16 protein-coding genes are annotated in these 18,159 nt (G+C 64.3%); 10 read left to right on the top strand and 6 right to left on the bottom strand.

Annotated features, from left to right (window positions below):
• Nucleotides 1-39 precede the first annotated feature (39 nt).
• The 4 genes from AC05QJ_RS03585 to AC05QJ_RS03600 form a co-directional block, all read right to left on the bottom strand.
• Nucleotides 40-435 (bottom strand): DUF1090 domain-containing protein, encoded by a 396-nt coding sequence (locus AC05QJ_RS03585; protein WP_476745620.1) that lies wholly within the window; start codon nt 433-435, stop codon nt 40-42.
• A 55-nt stretch (nt 436-490) separates the two neighbouring features.
• Nucleotides 491-2,164, bottom strand: a complete 1,674-nt coding sequence (gene ligB, locus AC05QJ_RS03590) for an NAD-dependent DNA ligase LigB (protein WP_476745621.1) — start codon at nt 2,162-2,164, stop codon at nt 491-493.
• 186 nt (nt 2,165-2,350) lie between these two features.
• Nucleotides 2,351-3,541 carry a methionine adenosyltransferase gene (metK, locus tag AC05QJ_RS03595; protein ID WP_476745622.1) on the bottom strand — a complete coding sequence of 397 codons (1,191 nt, stop codon included), beginning with the start codon at nt 3,539-3,541 and terminating at the stop codon, nt 2,351-2,353.
• 18 nt (nt 3,542-3,559) lie between these two features.
• Nucleotides 3,560-4,555 (bottom strand): ArsR/SmtB family transcription factor, encoded by a 996-nt coding sequence (locus AC05QJ_RS03600; protein ID WP_476745623.1) that lies wholly within the window; start codon nt 4,553-4,555, stop codon nt 3,560-3,562.
• A gap of 260 nt (nt 4,556-4,815) precedes the next feature.
• Between AC05QJ_RS03600 and tkt the strand changes: the two genes are divergently transcribed.
• The 9 genes from tkt (at nt 4,816) to AC05QJ_RS03645 (ending at nt 14,184) form a co-directional block, all read left to right on the top strand.
• A complete protein-coding gene (gene tkt, locus AC05QJ_RS03605; protein ID WP_476745624.1) occupies nt 4,816-6,813 on the top strand; it encodes a transketolase in 1,998 nt (665 codons plus the stop codon).
• A 148-nt stretch (nt 6,814-6,961) separates the two neighbouring features.
• On the top strand, nt 6,962-8,032 hold the full coding sequence (gene epd, locus AC05QJ_RS03610) for an erythrose-4-phosphate dehydrogenase (RefSeq protein ID WP_476745625.1): 1,071 nt from the start codon (nt 6,962-6,964) through the stop codon (nt 8,030-8,032).
• A gap of 12 nt (nt 8,033-8,044) precedes the next feature.
• Entirely contained in the window at nt 8,045-9,208 is a 1,164-nt protein-coding gene (locus AC05QJ_RS03615) for a phosphoglycerate kinase (protein ID WP_476745626.1), read from the top strand.
• A 29-nt stretch (nt 9,209-9,237) separates the two neighbouring features.
• Complete coding sequence (locus AC05QJ_RS03620) at nt 9,238-9,456, top strand: hypothetical protein (RefSeq protein ID WP_476745627.1); 219 nt, start codon at nt 9,238-9,240, stop codon at nt 9,454-9,456.
• 50 nt (nt 9,457-9,506) lie between these two features.
• Complete coding sequence (locus tag AC05QJ_RS03625; RefSeq protein ID WP_476745628.1) at nt 9,507-9,845, top strand: MliC family protein; 339 nt, start codon at nt 9,507-9,509, stop codon at nt 9,843-9,845.
• Between the two features lie 101 nt (nt 9,846-9,946).
• Nucleotides 9,947-11,011, top strand: coding sequence for a class II fructose-bisphosphate aldolase (gene fba, locus AC05QJ_RS03630; protein ID WP_075804831.1), 1,065 nt, complete (start codon nt 9,947-9,949; stop codon nt 11,009-11,011).
• A gap of 197 nt (nt 11,012-11,208) precedes the next feature.
• Entirely contained in the window at nt 11,209-13,329 is a 2,121-nt protein-coding gene (locus tag AC05QJ_RS03635; protein WP_476745629.1) for a putative bifunctional diguanylate cyclase/phosphodiesterase, read from the top strand.
• A gap of 40 nt (nt 13,330-13,369) precedes the next feature.
• On the top strand, nt 13,370-13,870 hold the full coding sequence (locus AC05QJ_RS03640; protein WP_476745630.1) for a M48 metallopeptidase family protein: 501 nt from the start codon (nt 13,370-13,372) through the stop codon (nt 13,868-13,870).
• A gap of 17 nt (nt 13,871-13,887) precedes the next feature.
• Nucleotides 13,888-14,184, top strand: a complete 297-nt coding sequence (locus AC05QJ_RS03645; RefSeq protein WP_476745631.1) for a winged helix-turn-helix domain-containing protein — start codon at nt 13,888-13,890, stop codon at nt 14,182-14,184.
• A 272-nt stretch (nt 14,185-14,456) separates the two neighbouring features.
• On the opposite strand, the gene AC05QJ_RS03650 is transcribed toward AC05QJ_RS03645, so the two are convergent.
• Nucleotides 14,457-14,909, bottom strand: a complete 453-nt coding sequence (locus AC05QJ_RS03650; protein WP_476745632.1) for a GNAT family N-acetyltransferase — start codon at nt 14,907-14,909, stop codon at nt 14,457-14,459.
• Between the two features lie 239 nt (nt 14,910-15,148).
• Here AC05QJ_RS03650 and AC05QJ_RS03655 point away from each other — a divergent pair, with 239 nt between their 5' ends.
• Entirely contained in the window at nt 15,149-15,901 is a 753-nt protein-coding gene (locus AC05QJ_RS03655; RefSeq protein ID WP_476745633.1) for a substrate-binding periplasmic protein, read from the top strand.
• Here AC05QJ_RS03655 and yccS read toward each other — a convergent pair.
• Nucleotides 15,882-18,062 carry a YccS family putative transporter gene (yccS, locus tag AC05QJ_RS03660; protein WP_476745634.1) on the bottom strand — a complete coding sequence of 727 codons (2,181 nt, stop codon included), beginning with the start codon at nt 18,060-18,062 and terminating at the stop codon, nt 15,882-15,884. The genes AC05QJ_RS03655 and yccS overlap by 20 nt on opposite strands.
• Nucleotides 18,063-18,159: the final 97 nt, after the last annotated feature.

Here is an 18,159-nt window from a genome sequence, read left to right on the forward strand (position 1 = left end):
GACTCGCTGCTCCGAGCCGTCGCGATGAAGGGCGAAAGCTTACTTTTCCAGGTCGTCCACTGCGCTCTGCAGTTCCTTCTTGGCTTCGGCCAGCTTGTCCTTGCGCTTGTTGATCTTCTCGGCGTCACCTTTCCTGACGGCCTTGTCCAGGTCTTTCTGGCGCTGGTTGACCTCATGGCGGGCATCGAGGACCTTCTGTTCGCGTTCCTTGCGCAGCTTGGCATCCGTGCAGTTGGCCTTCGATTCGCTCAACGCCTTTTCCAGCCCGGCTTGCTGCTCGGCATTGCCATGGGCGCGTGCCTGTTCGATCTGTACGCTGATGGCTTGTTGCTTGGCGGCGCAGCCGGTCAGGCGGGGTTGTTCCTCGACCGCCAGGACAGGCGCAGACAGTGCGGCGCAGACGGTGAGCAGGGCAAGCGGGGAAATCGATTTCATAAAAGCTCCGTTGTCGGGCAAGCAGAACCGGTGATGCTGCCCTGATCCGCGCAATTTAGAAACCCTCGATCGCGTGTTCGCGCAGACGGGCGGCCAGCGCCCTGACTTGCGGTTCAGCGAAAAACGCCACCAACTGCTCTGCCCGCAACGGGCCGATTCCCGGTTCTTGCTGCCATTGCGCACTGCTGCGCCCGGCCAGTGCGGCCCAGGAATCGCCGAGTTCAGTGCGGGTTGGCGCCGGTACGCCCAGCGCCCGTGCCCAGCGGGCGAACGGCTGGCCACGGGCCTGGCTGAACGCGGCGTGCAGCTGCTGGCTGCTGCGCTGTGCGATGCCGTGGACGCTCAGCAGGTCGCCAGGTTGCAGGTCGAGCCAGTCGGCGAGGCTGTCGAGGCGGCCGGCCTCCAGCAGCTTGTTCCAGGTGCCGGGGCCGACGCCGGGCATGTTCAGTCCCTGCTTGCCGGCCAGCCAGGTCAAACGCTCGAGAAATTGTTCGCGGCAGCCGAGGCTTGGTTGCCAGCAACTGAGCGGGTGATAGGTGTCCGGATCGGGTGGGGTGGCCAGGTCTCGCCGTGGGCCGCGTTCGGCGACCTCTTCGACACGGGGAATGGTCAGCCCGGCCAGGCTCAGGACGATCTGGTCGCCGGGCTGGATATCCAGTTGCCGCCAGCGTTGCAGTGATCCGGCGCTGACCTGGCGGACGGTGCGGTCGTCGAGGCGCACCGGATCGAGCTGAAGTACCGGGGTGATGCGTCCGGTGCGACCGATGCGGAAGCGGACTTCGCGCACTTCGGCCAGGGCCTGGGCGAAAGGGTACTTCCAGGCGGCGCTCCAGTGCGAAGGGCGCGCCTGCCAGCGAGCGGCGGGTGGCAGGCGTCCCTGGTGCAGCACCACGCCGTCGCTGGCGAACGGCAGCGGCGAGCGATACCAGTGCTGGCGCCAGCGCGCCACGTCTTCAAGGTTTGCCACGGGCTGGCTGTAGCGTTCGCTGTTACCCAGGCCCAGCGCGGCGAGGCGCGCCAGCCGTTCCCGCGGATCTTGCGGGCCGTCGGGCCAGGCCCAGACGAACAGGTCGAGCGCGCGGGCGGCCTCGGCATCGATGCGCTGGCGTGCCAGCAGCCCGGCGACCTTGCTGCGGGCTTTGAGGCTGCCGGCGGCGGCCTGGACATGGTCTTCCTGGCGCCAGAACAGCTCGCCTTGCAGCGTCAGGTCGCGGTGCTCGCCGAGGGTGCGCAGGGCGGGCGACAGCGCCGGGATGTGCCGGCTCCAGTCATGGCCGTTGCTGCCGTCGCCGCGGCTGATCAGTTGCACCAGCCGGCCCTGGCGATAGACGAGCGTCACGGCCACGCCATCGACCTTGGGCTGGACCCACAGGTCCTGGCGTCCTTTCATCCAGGCGCTCACCGCCTGTTCGTCGACCAGCTTTTCCAGGCCGACATGGGCGACGGGATGCGGCAGCGGACCGGCGGCGCTGGCCAGGGGATTGGCATTCACCGGGTCGGCGGCGGGAAAGCAGCCTTGCAGTCGTTGCAGGCGCGCACGGTGCTGGTCGTAGAGTTCGTCGCTGACCAGCGATTCGCCCTGGCGATGGTAATGGTCGTCCCAGATCGCCAGGCGATCGCGCAGCGCCGCGAGCTGACCGGCGGCGACGTTCTCCGGCCAGTCGGGGCAGGGCTGGGCAAGGGCGGGAAAGGAGAGGCAAAACAGCAGAAGCACAATGATCGAAGGCATGCGAGCGTCCTTGCTCGGCGGATGGGAAAACACAGCCTAGGAAAGCGTGCACGAAACATCGGGCGCGCTTTGTCAGGCCATGTTTCGCCGCCCGCGAACCCGGCATCGCCGTGTGGGAAACGCAACAAGCAGACATGAAAAAGCCCCGGCCAGTGACCCGGCCGGGGCTTTTTCGCTACACAGGGCTTACAGGCCGGCAGCGGCGCGCAGGGCGTCGACGCGGTCGGTGCGTTCCCAGGTGAAGGTGGTGAAGGTGTCGTCGCCGACAGTCTTCTGCTGCGGGGTACGGCCGAAGTGACCGTAGGCAGCGGTTTCCTGGTACATCGGGTGCAGCAGGTCGAGCATGGTGGTGATCGCGTACGGACGCAGGTCGAAGCACTCGCGCACCAGCTGGATGATCTTGTCGTCGGAGATCTTGCCGGTGCCGAAGGTGTTCAGCGAGATCGAGGTCGGTTGGGCCACGCCGATGGCGTAGGAAACCTGGATTTCGCAACGCTCGGCCAGGCCTGCGGCGACGATGTTCTTGGCCACGTAGCGACCGGCGTAGGCGGCCGAACGGTCAACCTTGGACGGGTCCTTGCCGGAGAATGCGCCACCGCCGTGACGGGCCATGCCGCCGTAGCTGTCGACGATGATCTTGCGGCCGGTCAGGCCGCAGTCGCCCACCGGGCCACCGATGATGAACTGGCCGGTCGGGTTGATGTGGAACTGGGTGCCCTTGTGCAGCAGTTCGGCTGGCAGGGTGTGCTTGACGATCAGTTCCATGACCGCTTCCTGCAGGTCTTTCTGCGAGACCTCCGGGTTGTGCTGGGTCGACAGCACGACCGCGTCGATACCGACCACCTTGCCGCCTTCGTAGCGGCAGGTGACCTGCGACTTGGCGTCCGGGCGCAGCCACGGCAGCAGGCCGGACTTGCGCGCTTCGGCCTGGCGCTCGACCAGACGGTGGGAGAAGCAGATCGGTGCCGGCATCAGCACGTCGGTTTCGTTGCTGGCGTAGCCGAACATCAGGCCCTGGTCGCCTGCGCCCTGGTCTTCCGGCTTGCTGCGGTCAACGCCCTGGGCGATGTCCACGGACTGCTTGCCGATGATGTTCATCACGGCGCAGGTAGCGCCGTCGAAGCCGACGTCCGAGCTGTTGTAGCCGATTTCGGTGATGACGTTGCGGACGATGTCTTCCAGGTCGACCCAGGCCGAGGTGGTGACTTCGCCGGCGATGATCGCGACACCGGTCTTGACCAGGGTTTCGCAGGCAACGCGGGCGTACTTGTCTTGGGCGATGATGGCGTCCAGCACCGCGTCCGAAATCTGGTCGGCGATTTTGTCCGGATGCCCTTCAGATACGGACTCGGAGGTGAAAAGGGAGTATTCGCTCATCTCGACGGGTTCCTAAATTTACCGGTGGTGAGTGTTTTCAGGCGGTCGCTGGAAGTGGCGGACCTGGATCTGGAAACCATTACGCAAACCCACGTAGAGGCTGTCTCCGGGAGCCAGTCCCGCAGCGCACGCCCAACGAAGCAGGTCGTCCTGTTCAAAGCCCAGCCAGAGATCGCCGCAGGCTTCGCGGGCCCAGCTCTGGTCGTGGCTGCACAACTCTGTAACCAACAGGCTGCCGCCTGGTTTGACACGTCCGGCCAGTTGTTCCAGGGCCGCGGCCGGGTCGCTGAAGTGGTGCAGAACCATGTTCAGCACCACGCAATCGGCCTGGGCCTCAGTGCTACTGAGGGCATCGGCCAATTGCAGGTTTACGTTAGCCAGGCGTTCACGCTGGCAGACCTGACGGGCCAGTTCGAGCATGGTCGGGCTGTTGTCCAGCGCCGTGACCTGCGCGAAGCGGCGCGCCAGTTCAGGAAGGAATTCGCCATCGCCGGGGCCGACCTCCAGCGCCGTGGCGCCGGGCTCGAAGCTGAGCTTGTCGAGCAGTGCCAGCAGGCTTTCGCGGTACTGGGCGAGGCCGGCGATCAGGTCTTGCTGGGCGCGGAATTTTTCTTCCACCCGCAGGAAGAAGTCCTGGCTGGTGGCCGCGCGGCGCTGCTGCACCTGGCCGATGCGGGCTTGCATGTCCCGTGGCAGCGGCAACCCATCGACTTCTTCGAGCAGCGCGGCGTGCAACTTGCCGCCCAGGCTCAGGCTGTCGGGCAGGGCGCGGCGATAGAAGATCGCATTGCCTTCGCGGCGGGTCGCAACCAGCTCGGCCTGGGCCAGCACCTTGAGGTGATGGCTCATGCCGGACTGGCCGACGGCGAAGATCTGCGCCAGTTCCAGCACGCCGAAGGAATCGCTGGCCAGCGCCCGCAGCACGTTCAGGCGCAGCGGATCGCCGCCGGCCTTGCACAGGGCGGCCAGGCGTTCGCTTTGCTGCTGATCGGGAACGGCAACGGGACTATTCATAGGGGCGGCAGTCTAGTCAGGCCCAACCGGTGCCGCAAGACCAATATCAAAAAGTTTTGATATTGGTCGATGGGCGGAGCGAAAAGTGTCGCGGCCCCGCGCATTTTCGGCTGTTTCGTCGGTCGAACCACAGAATTGCCGCTCAATCGCAGGAAAATCGTTCCACTGGTGCCATCCGTCATTGCCCCCGGAGGTGTGCCTGGGCGAAAATGGCCGCCTTTTTTTCCGTCAGTTCCTTTTCCAGTTCCAGGAGACAAGCGATGCCCAGCCGTCGTGAGCGTGCCAACGCCATTCGTGCCCTCAGCATGGATGCCGTGCAGAAAGCCAACAGCGGCCATCCCGGTGCCCCCATGGGCATGGCGGATATCGCCGAGGTCCTGTGGCGTGATTTTCTGAAGCACAACCCGAGCAATCCGACCTTCGCCGACCGCGACCGCTTCGTGCTGTCCAACGGCCACGGCTCGATGCTGATCTACTCGCTGCTGCACCTGACCGGCTATGACCTGTCCATCGACGACCTGAAGAGCTTCCGCCAGCTGCACAGCCGTACCCCGGGCCACCCGGAATTCGGCTACACCCCTGGCGTCGAGACCACCACCGGTCCGCTGGGCCAGGGCCTGGCCAATGCTGTCGGTTTCGCCATCGCCGAGAAAGTGCTGGGCGCCCAGTTCAACCGTGAAGGCCACAACGTCGTCGACCACAACACCTACGTGTTCCTGGGCGACGGCTGCATGATGGAAGGCATCTCCCACGAAGTCGCTTCCCTGGCCGGTACCCTGGGCCTGGGCAAGCTGATTGCCTTCTATGACGACAACGGCATCTCCATCGACGGTGAGGTCGAAGGCTGGTTCACCGACGACACGCCGAAGCGTTTCGAATCCTACAACTGGCAGGTGATCCGCAACGTCAACGGCCACGATGCCGACGAGATCAAGACGGCCATCGAGACCGCCCGCAAGAGCGAGCAGCCGACCCTGATCTGCTGCAAGACCATCATCGGTTTCGGTTCGCCGAACAAGCAGGGCAAGGAAGACTGCCACGGTGCTCCGCTGGGCAACGACGAAATCGCCCTGACGCGCAAGGAACTGAACTGGAACCACGGTCCGTTCGAAGTGCCTGCCGAGATCTACGCCGAGTGGGACGCCAAGGCCGCCGGTGCCAAGGTCGAAGCCGAGTGGAACCAGCGCTTCGACGCCTACGCCGCTGCCTTCCCTGAGCTGGCCAGCGAGCTCAAGCGTCGCCTGAACGGCGAACTGCCGGCCGACTTCGCGGAAAAAGCCGCTGCCTACATCGCCGAAGTCGCGGCCAAGGGCGAGACCATTGCCAGCCGCAAGGCCAGCCAGAACACCCTGAACGCCTTCGGCCCGCTGCTGCCTGAACTGCTCGGCGGCTCGGCGGACCTCGCCGGTTCCAACCTGACCCTGTGGAAAGGTTGCAAGGGCGTCAGCCATGAAGATGCCAACGGCAACTACATGTACTACGGCGTGCGCGAGTTCGGCATGACCGCCATCATGAACGGCGTTGCCCTGCACGGCGGCCTGGTGCCTTACGGCGCGACCTTCCTGATGTTCATGGAATACGCCCGCAATGCCGTGCGCATGTCCGCCCTGATGAAGCAGCGCGTGATCCACGTCTACACCCACGACTCCATCGGTCTGGGCGAAGACGGCCCGACTCACCAGCCGATCGAACAGCTGACCAGCCTGCGCAGCACGCCGAACCTGGACACCTGGCGTCCAGCCGACGCCGTCGAATCGGCGGTGTCGTGGAAGGCTGCCCTGGAGCGCAAGGACGGCCCTTCGGCGCTGATCTTCTCGCGTCAGAACCTGCAGCATCAGGACCGCAACGCCCAGCAGATCGCCGATATCGCCCGCGGCGGTTACGTCCTCAAGGACTGCGCCGGCGAGCCTGAGCTGATCCTGATCGCCACCGGTTCCGAAGTGGGCCTGGCCGTGCAGGCGTTCGACAAGCTGAGCGAGCAGGGCCGCAAGGTCCGTGTCGTATCGATGCCGAGCACCAGCGTGTTCGACGCCCAGGACGCTGCCTACAAGCAGTCGGTACTGCCGCTGGAAGTCGGTGCACGCATCGCCATCGAAGCCGCCCACGCCGACTTCTGGTACAAGTACGTCGGCCTGGAAGGTCGCATCATCGGCATGACCACCTACGGTGAGTCGGCTCCGGCCGGTGCCCTGTTCGAAGAGTTCGGCTTCACCCTGGACAACATCCTGGGTACTGCCGAAGAGCTGCTGGAAGACTGATGTAAGTATCCGCGGGCGATGTCGCCCCAGATCGCGGGCAAGCCCGCTCCCACAGAGGCCGATAAACCCTGTGGGAGCGGGCTTGCCCGCGAATGAGGCGACACAAATCCCGTGGTTTGCGCCAATAGATCTGTTCCGTGAGCCCCCAATGCCCCAACCGCGTCCCTACAAAGTTGCACTCAACGGTTATGGCCGTATCGGCCGTTGCGTCCTGCGCGCACTCGTCGAACGGGGGGCGAAGGCGGGCTTCGAGATCGTGGCCCTGAATGACCTGGCCGACCAGGCCAGCCTCGAATACCTGACGCGCTTCGACTCCACCCACGGGCGTTTTCCCGGCGAGGTGAAGGTCGATGGCGACTGTCTGCATATCAACGGCGACTGCGTGAAGGTCTTGCGCAGTGCCACGCCCGAGGGCATCGACTGGGCGGCGCTGGACGTCGACCTGGTGCTCGAATGCTCCGGTGCCTACAACACCCGCGCCGACGGCCAGCGCTTCCTCGATGCCGGCGCGCCCCGGGTGCTGTTCTCCCAGCCGATGGCCAGCGAAAGCGACGTCGACGCCACGGTGGTCTACGGCATCAACCAGGACTGCCTGACCGGCGACGAGTTGCTGGTGTCCAACGCCTCCTGTACCACCAACTGCGGCGTGCCGCTGCTGCGGGTACTGGACCAGGCATTCGGCATCGATTACGTGTCGATCACCACCATCCACTCGGCGATGAACGACCAGCCGGTGATCGACGCCTACCACCACGAAGACCTGCGTCGCACCCGTTCGGCGTTCCAGTCGGTGATTCCGGTGTCCACCGGCCTTGCCCGGGGCATCGAGCGACTGCTTCCGGAACTTGTCGGGCGAATCCAGGCCAAAGCCGTGCGGGTACCGACGGTGAATGTGTCGTGCCTGGACATCACCCTGCAGACCACCCGCGACACCACGGCCGCCGAGGTCAACCAGGTGCTGCGGGATGCGGCCTTGAGCGGGCCGCTGCAGGGACTGCTGGCGTACACCGAGCTGCCCCACGCCAGCTGCGATTTCAACCATGACCCGCATTCGGCCATCGTCGATGCCAGCCAGACCCGTGTTTCCGGCCCGCGCCTGGTGAACCTGCTGGCCTGGTTCGACAACGAATGGGGGTTCGCCAACCGCATGCTCGACGTCGCCGATCACTTTCTGCGCGTCGTGGACCACACCACCCGCAACACTCGCAAACAGCCCTGAAGGACTGCATTCATGACCGTTTTGAAGATGACCGACCTCGACCTGCAAGGTAAGCGCGTACTGATCCGCGAAGACCTCAACGTCCCCGTGAAGGACGGTGTGGTTGCCAGCGACGCGCGTATCCTCGCTTCGCTGCCGACCATCAAGCTGGCCCTGGAAAAGGGTGCGGCGGTGATGGTCTGCTCGCACCTTGGCCGTCCGACCGAAGGCGAGTTCTCCGCCGAGAACAGCCTCAAGCCGGTTGCTGACTACCTGAGCAAGGCGCTGGGCCGCGAAGTACCGCTGGTCGCCGACTACCTCGACGGTGTCGACGTGAAGGCCGGTGATCTGGTGCTGTTCGAGAACGTGCGCTTCAACAAGGGCGAGAAGAAGAACGCCGACGAGTTGGCGCAGAAATACGCCGCGCTGTGCGACGTGTTCGTCATGGATGCCTTCGGCACCGCTCACCGCGCCGAGGGTTCGACCCACGGCGTTGCAAAGTTCGCCAAGGTCGCTGCTGCCGGCCCGCTGCTGGCTGCCGAGCTGGATGCCCTGGGCAAGGCCCTGAAGGCCCCGGCCAAGCCGATGGCGGCCATCGTTGCCGGCTCCAAGGTGTCCACCAAGCTGGACGTGCTGAACAGCCTGAGCCAGATCTGCGACCTGCTGATCGTCGGCGGCGGCATCGCCAACACCTTCCTCGCGGCCGCCGGCCACAAGGTCGGCAAGTCGCTGTACGAAGCTGACCTGGTCGAGACCGCCAAGGCCATTGCCGCCAAGGTCAACGTGCCGCTGCCCGTGGACGTGGTGGTGGCCAAGGCCTTCGCCGAAGACGCCGAAGCCACCGTCAAGTCGGTTGCCGACGTTGCCGACGACGACATGATCCTCGACATCGGCCCGAAAACCGCCGAGCAGTTCGCCGAACTGCTGAAGTCGTCGAAAACCATCCTGTGGAACGGCCCGGTCGGCGTGTTCGAGTTCGACCAGTTCGGCAACGGCACCAAGACCCTGGCCAAGGCCATCGCCGACAGCGCCGCGTTCTCCATTGCCGGTGGTGGCGACACCCTGGCGGCCATCGACAAATATGGCGTCGCCGCTGATATCTCCTACATTTCTACCGGTGGCGGCGCGTTCCTCGAATTCGTCGAAGGCAAGGTGCTGCCAGCGGTCGAGGTGCTGGAACAGCGGGCCAAGGCCTGAGTCGCCGGGTGCCTGGAGGGAGCGAAGCGATGATCAAGCGATTGTCCTTGATGACCATGGGTCTGTTGCTGGGCGCTTGCGCCAGCGCGCCCGACTCCGCTCCCGACCAACCTGCGAAGGAAAAGGGCGGCTGCTACCAGTCCGAATGGCAAGCCGAGACTGCGCCGGTGATCAACAAGCGCCTCGGCCCTGACGGCCTGGAAAAATACGACGACGAACATCAGCGCAAGGCCAAGGGATGCCCTTGATCGGCTGGCGACAACCTGTCGCCCGGTTTGTGGTCTGCTGGAGGAATTGGATGAAAAGCGTTCTGGCCCTGATGGCCGTGGCAACACTCGCGGGATGCGCAAGCTTCAAGTCTGCTTCCGGCCCGGACGCCGCGCCGGTCGACACCTGGACCACCTGGGTTTGCGACAGCAAGGCCGAAGTGCTCTGGCGACCGGCGGGTGCCGGCAACCAGGAGAGGGATGTACGCCTTGGCGGCGGCGACCAGGTCTACCGGCTCAAGCCCGAGCCGGCAGCCTCCGGGGCGCTGTACAGCGATGGCGTGCTGGCCCTGCACACCAAGGGCGATGAGGGCCTGGTGTACTGGGTGGCAACCAACGATTTGATAGGGCGGGGCTGCAAGGCACCGTGACTGGCCGGGCCGGTTGATACCGGTCCAGACAACTTGAACAGCAAACCGCCGCTGCGGCAGGCTTGCACGAAAAACGACGCTTGTCGGGAGAGAGATACACAATGGCACTCATTAGCATGCGCCAGATGCTGGACCACGCCGCCGAGTTCGGCTACGGCGTTCCGGCTTTCAACGTCAACAACCTGGAACAGATGCGCGCCATCATGGAAGCGGCCGACAAGACCGACTCCCCGGTGATCGTCCAGGCTTCGGCCGGCGCCCGCAAATACGCTGGCGCGCCTTTCCTGCGCCACCTGATCCTGGCGGCGATCGAAGAGTTCCCGCACATCCCGGTGTGCATGCACCAGGACCACGGCACCAGCCCTGATGTCTGCCAGCGTTCGATCCAGCTGGGCTTCAGCTCGGTCATGATGGACGGCTCGCTGCGTGAAGATGGCAAGACCCCGTCCGACTACGACTACAACGTCCGCGTGACCCAGCAGACCGTGGCATTTGCCCACGCCTGTGGCGTTTCGGTGGAAGGCGAACTGGGTTGCCTGGGTAGCCTGGAAACCGGCCAGGCCGGTGAAGAAGACGGCGTCGGCGCCGAAGGCATCCTGGACCACAGCCAGATGCTGACCGACCCTGAAGAAGCCGCCGACTTCGTCAAGAAGACTCAGGTCGATGCCCTGGCCATCGCTATCGGCACCAGCCACGGCGCCTACAAGTTCACCAAGCCGCCTACCGGCGACATCCTGGCGATCGACCGCATCAAGGCGATCCACCAGCGCATTCCGAACACCCACCTGGTGATGCACGGTTCGTCCTCGGTTCCACAGGACTGGCTGGCGATCATCAACGAGTTCGGTGGCGACATCAAGGAAACCTACGGCGTACCGGTCGAGGAAATCGTCGAAGGCATCAAGCACGGCGTGCGCAAAGTGAACATCGACACCGACCTGCGTCTGGCCTCCACCGGTGCGATCCGTCGCTTCCTGGAGCAGAACAAGTCCGAGTTCGACCCGCGCAAGTATTTCGCCAAGACCGTAGAAGCCATGCGTGACATCTGCATCGCCCGCTACGAAGCCTTCGGCACCGCTGGCAACGCTTCGAAGATCAAGCCGGTCTCCCTCGACGAGATGTACCTGCGCTACGCCAAGGGCGAGCTGGCCGCCAAGGTCAATTGATTTGCACGCAAAATGAAAAACCCGCAGCGATGCGGGTTTTTTTATGCCTGTCGGTCATGTAGGCAGACCGTTAGTCGGCGAACTATCCTTGAAACAGGTGTTGGCCAGTTGCCAGCTGTCGATTTGTAAAACTCGGGTCTAGAGTCAAACCCGCAGATTTCATCCGAAAGATGACGTAGTTGCCAAAGAGAAGCAGCATGGAATGCGCTCAAGCTCAGACACACGAGGGCAGTTCGGTTCTATTGGTCGTTGATGACTATCCGGAAAACCTGATCAGCATGCGGGCCTTGCTCGCGCGTCAGGACTGGCAGGTACTGACCGCAAGTTCCGGAATCGAGGCCCTCAGTACTCTGCTCGAACATGAAGTCGACCTGGTCCTGCTCGATGTGCAGATGCCGGGAATGGACGGATTCGAAGTGGCCCGCCTGATGCGCGGCAGCCAGCGTACGCGGCTGACTCCGATCATCTTCCTTACCGCCAATGAACAGACCCAGGCCGCAGTGCTCAAGGGCTACGCCAGCGGCGCCGTGGATTACCTGTTCAAACCCTTCGATCCGCAGATTCTCAAGCCCAAGGTGCAAGCCCTGCTCGACCAGCAGCGCAATCGCCGCGCCCTGCAGCGGCTGACCCGCGACCTGGAGGCGGCGCGGGCGTTCAATGCCTCGGTACTGGAAAACGCTGCCGAAGGCATCCTGGTAGTGGCCGAGGATGGCACCATCCGATTCGCCAACCCGGCCATTTCCCGTCTGCTGAGCGCGTCGGTGGATCAGTTGCAGGGCGCCTGCCTGCTGGATTTCGTGCTGTCGCCGACGGCGGTGCAATGGCGCGAATCCGCGTTCTACCAGGCGTATCTGGAGCGGGATATCTATCGCCTGCACGACGCCGTGTTGCGCACCAGCAATGGCCAGGCGCTGCCGGTGGCCTTGTCCTGCGCGGCCTTGCCGGGCGAGCAGCGGGGCATGGTGGTGACGGTGCTGGACATGTCGGTGGTGCGCAGCCTGCACCAGCAACTGGAGCACCAGGCGGTCACCGATCCGCTTACCGGCCTGCTCAATCGCCGCGGCTTCTACCAGGCGGCGGAAAGCGCACTGGTGCGCAGCGAGCACTCCGACAAGCACCATGCGCTGATGTACCTGGACCTCGACGGCTTCAAGCGGGTCAACGATTCCCTCGGTCACGAAACCGGCGACCAGGTGCTGCACTGGGTCGCCGAGCAGTTGAAGGATTGCCTGGGCGGCCACGGTATCCTGGCGCGCATGGGCGGTGACGAGTTCACCGCCCTGCTGGATGACCTCGACTATCCGGAGCAGGCTGCGCGGTTCGCCGAGAAGTGCATCGAGCGCATGTCCATCCGCCAGCAGATCGACGGTCTGGAGGTGGTCCTCGGGGTCAGTATCGGGATTGCCATCTACCCCGACTGCGGCGCCAATGTCGATGGGCTGCTGCGCGCCGCCGACGTGGCCATGTACGCGGCCAAGCAGGCCGGACGCCAGCAGTACCGCTATTACGATGATGACCTCAACGGCCGCGCCCGTTCACGGTTGATGCTCGAAGACAGCGTGCGCGCCGCTGTGGATAACCAGGATTTCACCCTGGTGTTCCAGCCTCAGGTGGCGTTCTCCGACGGTCGCCTGCGGGGCTTCGAGGCCCTGTTGCGCTGGCGTCATCCCAGTGTTGGCGACGTGCCGCCGGGCCTGTTCCTGCCGTTGCTGGAAGAGGCACGGTTGATTAACCGGCTGGCAAGCTGGATCTATCAGCAGGGTGCCGAGCAGCGCCGCGCCTGGTGCGGGCATTTTCCCGACGATATCACTGTCGGCATCAGTCTGAGCCGGGTGCAGTTCGGCATGCCCAACCTGATAGAGGAACTCGCCGAGGTGATCGCCAGCCAGGGGTTATCGCCGAACCAGCTGGAAGTGGAGATCGCCGAAACCTCGCTGACCGATAACCTGGATGCCGCGCTGCGCCAGTTGCGCAAGTTGCGCGAGCTGGGGGTCCGGGTGGCGCTGGATGATTTCGGCGCCGGCGACTGCTCGTTGCGCCTGCTGCGCGACCTGCCCATCGACACCCTCAAGCTCGACCGCCACCTGGTGGCGCGATTGCCCGATTCCGACGCCGATGCGGCGTTGGTGCGCTGCGTGCTCGAGCTGTGCGGGCAGTATTGCATCAGCGTCATCGCCGAGGGCGTGGAAACCGCGGCCCAGGCACAGTGGTTGCGCGAGCACGGCTGCGAGTACGTACAGGGCTTCCTGGTGGCTCGGCCGATCACTGCGGCCGAGGCAGGACGCTTCCCGGCGTTTTTTGACTGGCAAGCCTTGTAGTTGGGTACACTGCCCGCTTTCCTTCGTCGCCACCACCGTCATGACCCCGCTCAAGTACCTGCAAGCCTATCCACCCGCCCTGCAAGACCAGGTGCGTCAGTTGATCGCCCGTGGCCAACTGGGCGACTACCTGCAAAAGCGCTATCCGGGTCGGCACGACGTGCAGAGCGACAAGGCGTTGTACAGCTACGCGCAGAGCCTTAAACAGGAGCACCTGCGCAACGCGCCGAACCTGGACAAGGTGCTGTTCGACAACCGCCTCGACCTTACCCACCGCGCCCTCGGCCTGCACACGGCGGTGTCGCGGGTGCAGGGCGGCAAGCTCAAAGCGAAGAAAGAGATCCGCATCGCCTCGTTGTTCAAGGAGGCGGCACCGGAGTTTTTGCGCATGATCGTGGTGCACGAACTGGCGCACTTCAAGGAAGCCGAACACAACAAGGCGTTCTATCAGCTCTGCGAGTACATGCAGCCCGGCTACCATCAATTGGAGTTCGACCTGCGTGTTTACCTGACCTGGCGCGAGTTGCCGGGCGAACAGTGAGTCAGGGGGCCTTTTGCATGGACGTGAGCAAGACCAAGAGCAGTTTCTATCGTCGCCTGTACGTGGCCTGGCTGATCGACAGCCAGACCGCCACCAGCGTCCCGGCCTTGATGGCCGCCACCGGCATGCCCCGGCGTACCGCCCAGGACACCATCGCCGCGCTGGAGGACCTGGATATCGTCTGCGAGTTCGAGCAGGAGGCCGGAGCGCGCAACCATGCCGGGCAGTACCGCATTCGTGACTGGGGCGCGATCGACAAGGACTGGATCATCCGGCACCTGCGGTCGATCCGGGAGGTGTTGGGGTATCCCTGACACGAACGGCCTGTCGGAGCAACTTATCTGGCCAGGTGCCGGACCTTGTGGGAGCAACTGTCTTGCTCAAAATCTGAAGGGTTGCACATCCCTCGTGGGAGCGGCTTCAGCCGCGAACGGCGGCGCAGCCGTCGTAAAACCTGAATCCCTGATCCGCCTGATACAACCGGGATACAGGTTTTGTGGCCGCTTCGCGCTCATTCGCGGCTGAAGCCGCTCCCACGGGTTATCTAGCCCGGCGCCGGACCTGATGGGCGCTGGCGTAACCGCTTTTACTCCCGGCGCATCCCGATATGCGGAATGCCGTCTTCCAGGTACGCCTCGCCCACCACTTCGAAGCCGTGCTTGCGGTAATACCCCTGCAGGTGCGCCTGGGCCGAAAGGTAGACGGGCACGTCGGGCCAGTTTTCTCCTGCATGTTTGAGGCCCTGGACCATCAGCTCGTGCCCCAGCCCCTGGCCGCGGCCCGCTTCGGCGATCACGACCCGGCCAATCACCACGTCACCACCCTGGGATGACGGATCCAGCAGGCGCAGGTAGGCCACCAACCGGTCGTCCTGCCAGGCCATCAGGTGGCAGGTATCGCCCGACAGGTCCTGGCCATCGAGGTCCTGATAGGCACATTTCTGTTCCACCACGAAAACCTGGTCGCGTAATTGCAGGACGGCGTAGAGCTGCTCCTTGCCAAGGTCGGTGTGGTGCTTGCAGATCCAGTCGATGGCCATGGGTGTTCTCTCTTGAGGAATGCCATTGATCATAACCAGACAGCGCCAATGCTGACATGCCTTGTCGCAAGCCAAAGTGTCCGCACAACCGGCAAGAATAGAGGCATATAGCTATCATTTGCTGCTGCCAGCCGGACATGCCTTTGTGTAATCTGGCCATCGCGACCTGGCGTCGCTGGCACTGAAGTTCTCAAGCGGTCAAACCACAACGCGGAAAACCTCCGCTATAGGATTTGAGCATGCGGCACTTGCTCCGAGTCTTGTGTTTGCTTGGAATGTTGTCAGTCACCACCCCGGCTCACGCCGAAAAACTGCGCCTGGTCGCCGATATCTGGCCGCCTTTCACGGATGCCAGCATGGACCAGGGCGGGCTCGCCACGGCCATCGTCAAGGCCGCACTGGAGCGCGCCGGCTTCGCCAGTGATTTCGAGCAGGTGCCCTGGGCCCGGGCACTGATGGGGATCGGCGACGGGCGCTACGATGTGTTGGTCAACGCCTGGTACAACGACTCGAGAACCCGCATCGGCCAGTTCTCCGACGGCTACCTTACCAACCGTATCCGCCTGCTCAAGCGCAAGGCCGATGCCCTGCGCTACGAGCGCCTGTCCGATCTCTATCCGCACACGATCGCCGTGGTCCGGGACTACGCCTACTCCACTGAATTCGATACCGATCACCGCTTGCAGAAAGTCCCGGTGCGCAGCTTTGCGGTGGGTATCGGCATGCTCGCCGCCGGGCGAGTGGGGATGGCGGTGGAAGATGAATACGTCGCCCGCTGGTTCCTGCAACGCGAGCCTGAAACCGTGCGCGAGCAGATCGGCTTCTTCGGCAAGCCGGTCAGTGAGAATAGCCTGCACATCCTGGTCAGCCTGAAGAACCCACAGCATGCGCAGATCGTCGCCGGCTTCGACCGGGCCATCGGTGAGATGAAGGCCGATGGCAGCTACGCACGCATCCTGCAGCAGTACAGCTTCATGCCGGCGTCCCCTTGATCAGGTGGGCCGCCAGGGTGCGCAACGGGCCGAGGTGACGGGCGATCAGCGCCAGTTGGGTCTGTACCGTCCGCAGGTTTTCGTCCATTTCCTCGGGCATCTGCTCCAGCTCGCCGGCCAGGGCTTCCTCGCTGTCACTGTGGATCGCCACCGCCTGCTTGCTGGTCAGGCCGTTGGCGATCTCGTCGAGGCTGTCGGCCAGTTTTGCACCGGCGCCATCCAGCAGCAGCTCGCGGGCTTCGGCGGGCAGGGTGCTTTCGCGGTGTGCGCCGAGGGCCGAGAGGTAGCTGAGCAGGGTGTGGGACAGCACCAGGAAGCGGAAGCCGACGTCCGCCTCCTTACGGAAATGCCCCGGCTCCATCAGCATGTTGGCCAGGGTGGTCGATAGCGCGGCATCGGCGTTGTGAGCGTTGCGTCGGGCCAGGCGGTAGGCGAGGTCGTCGCGCTTGCCTTCGGCGTACTGGCGCATGATCTGGCGCAGGTAGGTGCTGTTGCAGGTGAGGGTGTTGGCCAGCACCTTGTTCAGGCGGCGGCCCTGCCAGTCGGGCAGGAACAGGAACACCGCCGAAATGGCGATCAGGCTGCCCACCAGGGTATCGAACAGGCGGGGCAGGAACAGCCCGTAGCCGTCGCCGATCTGGTTGAAGCAGAACAGCACCATCAGGGTGATGGCCGCGGTCGCCAGGGTGTAGCGGGTGGTACGGTTGACGAAGAACACCACCCCCGCCGCCACCGCGAACAGCGACTGGATCACCGCGTTGGGGAACAGATCGAACAGCGCCCAGCCCACGGTCAGGCCGATGGCGGTACCGATGATCCGCTGCACCAGTTTGCGCCGCGTTGCGCCGTAGTTGGGCTGGCAGACGAACAGGGTGGTGAGGATGATCCAGTAGCCCTGGGTCGGGTGGATCAGGTGCACCATGCCGTAGCCCACCGCCAGTGCCAGGGGCAGGCGCAGGGCATGGCGGAAGATCAGCGAGGTGGGCGTCAGTTGCTGGCGCAGGCGGTTCCACACGTCCGCCAGATTGCGCGGCGAGCGGTCGAGCAGGCTCGGGTCGGTGTTGTCGGCCAGGCTGTCGGGGTTGCTGGCGTCGCTGAGCAGGCGGTCGAGGGTCGCCAGGTTGGCCGCCAGGGCCCGCAACGAGCGCAGCAGGCCGCGCCAGGCCGGGTTGCTCTGGATGCGCAGGTGCTCCAGCGAGGCGTGCAGGTCTTCCAGGGCTTCGGCGAAACCGATGTCGTAGACGAACGGCTGGCGCAACTGGATCGACGCCGACAGCCGCTCGCAGGCCTTGCCCTGCTGGCGCAGCAGGCGCTGGCAGCGGAACAGCACGTCACTGTGGAAGAACGCCTCGGTCAGGGCGTTGTACGGATAGTGCGAGGAACTGGCGCGCTCGTGGATGTCCTGGGCGAGGAAGTACAGCTTCAGGTAGCGGCTGACCTTCGAGCTGGGCCGGCCATTGCCGACCCGGTGCAGGATGATTTCCTTGGCGCTGTTCAGCGCTGCCACCACCTTGCCGTTCTGCTGCGCCAGCTCCAGGCGCCGGGCCTCCACGTCGAGGCCGCGAATCGGCTCGAACAGCGTGGCCTTGAGCTTGAGGTAGATGCCCAGTTCGCGGAACAGCCGGGCCAGGCTCTGTTGCACCGGCTGGTTGGAAAACATCGCCTGCCACAGCACCGACAGCAGCCCGTACCAGGCGGCACCGGCCACCAGCAGCAGTGGCTCGTGCCAGAAGTCGGCCACCTCGCCGCCGCGCTGGTCGACGCCGATCATGGTGTACACCGAAAGAATCAGCGTGGCCTGGGCGATCGCCCCGTAGCGCTCGCCGAGGGCGCCGAGCATGGTCAGGCAGAACGCCGCCAGGGCCATCGCCGTGACGAAGATCCAGGGATAGGGGAACAGCAACTCCACCGCCAGGGCGGCGACGGTGAAACACACCAGGGTCACGGCCAGCGCGTTGAGCCGGCCCTGCCAACTGTCGTCGGTCTCGGCCAGTGCGCTGGCGATGATGCCGAGGAACAGCGGGATCAGCAGGGTCATCTGATCCTGGTACCAGCACAGCGCCATGCTGCCGGTCAGGGCGATCAGTACCCGGATGCTGTAGCTGAATTTGTCCAGGGCCCACAGACGGCGAAGCGATTGGCTGAAGGAAGACGATGACATGATGAACGACGGGCCTGCTGGGCGAGGAAGGTGAAGGGGCACCGCGACGCAAAGCCGTCGCGGTGCTCACGTACCAGCAAAATGTGTTCCGTGATGG

It is taken from the genome of Pseudomonas sp. TUM25319 (assembly GCF_056388475.1).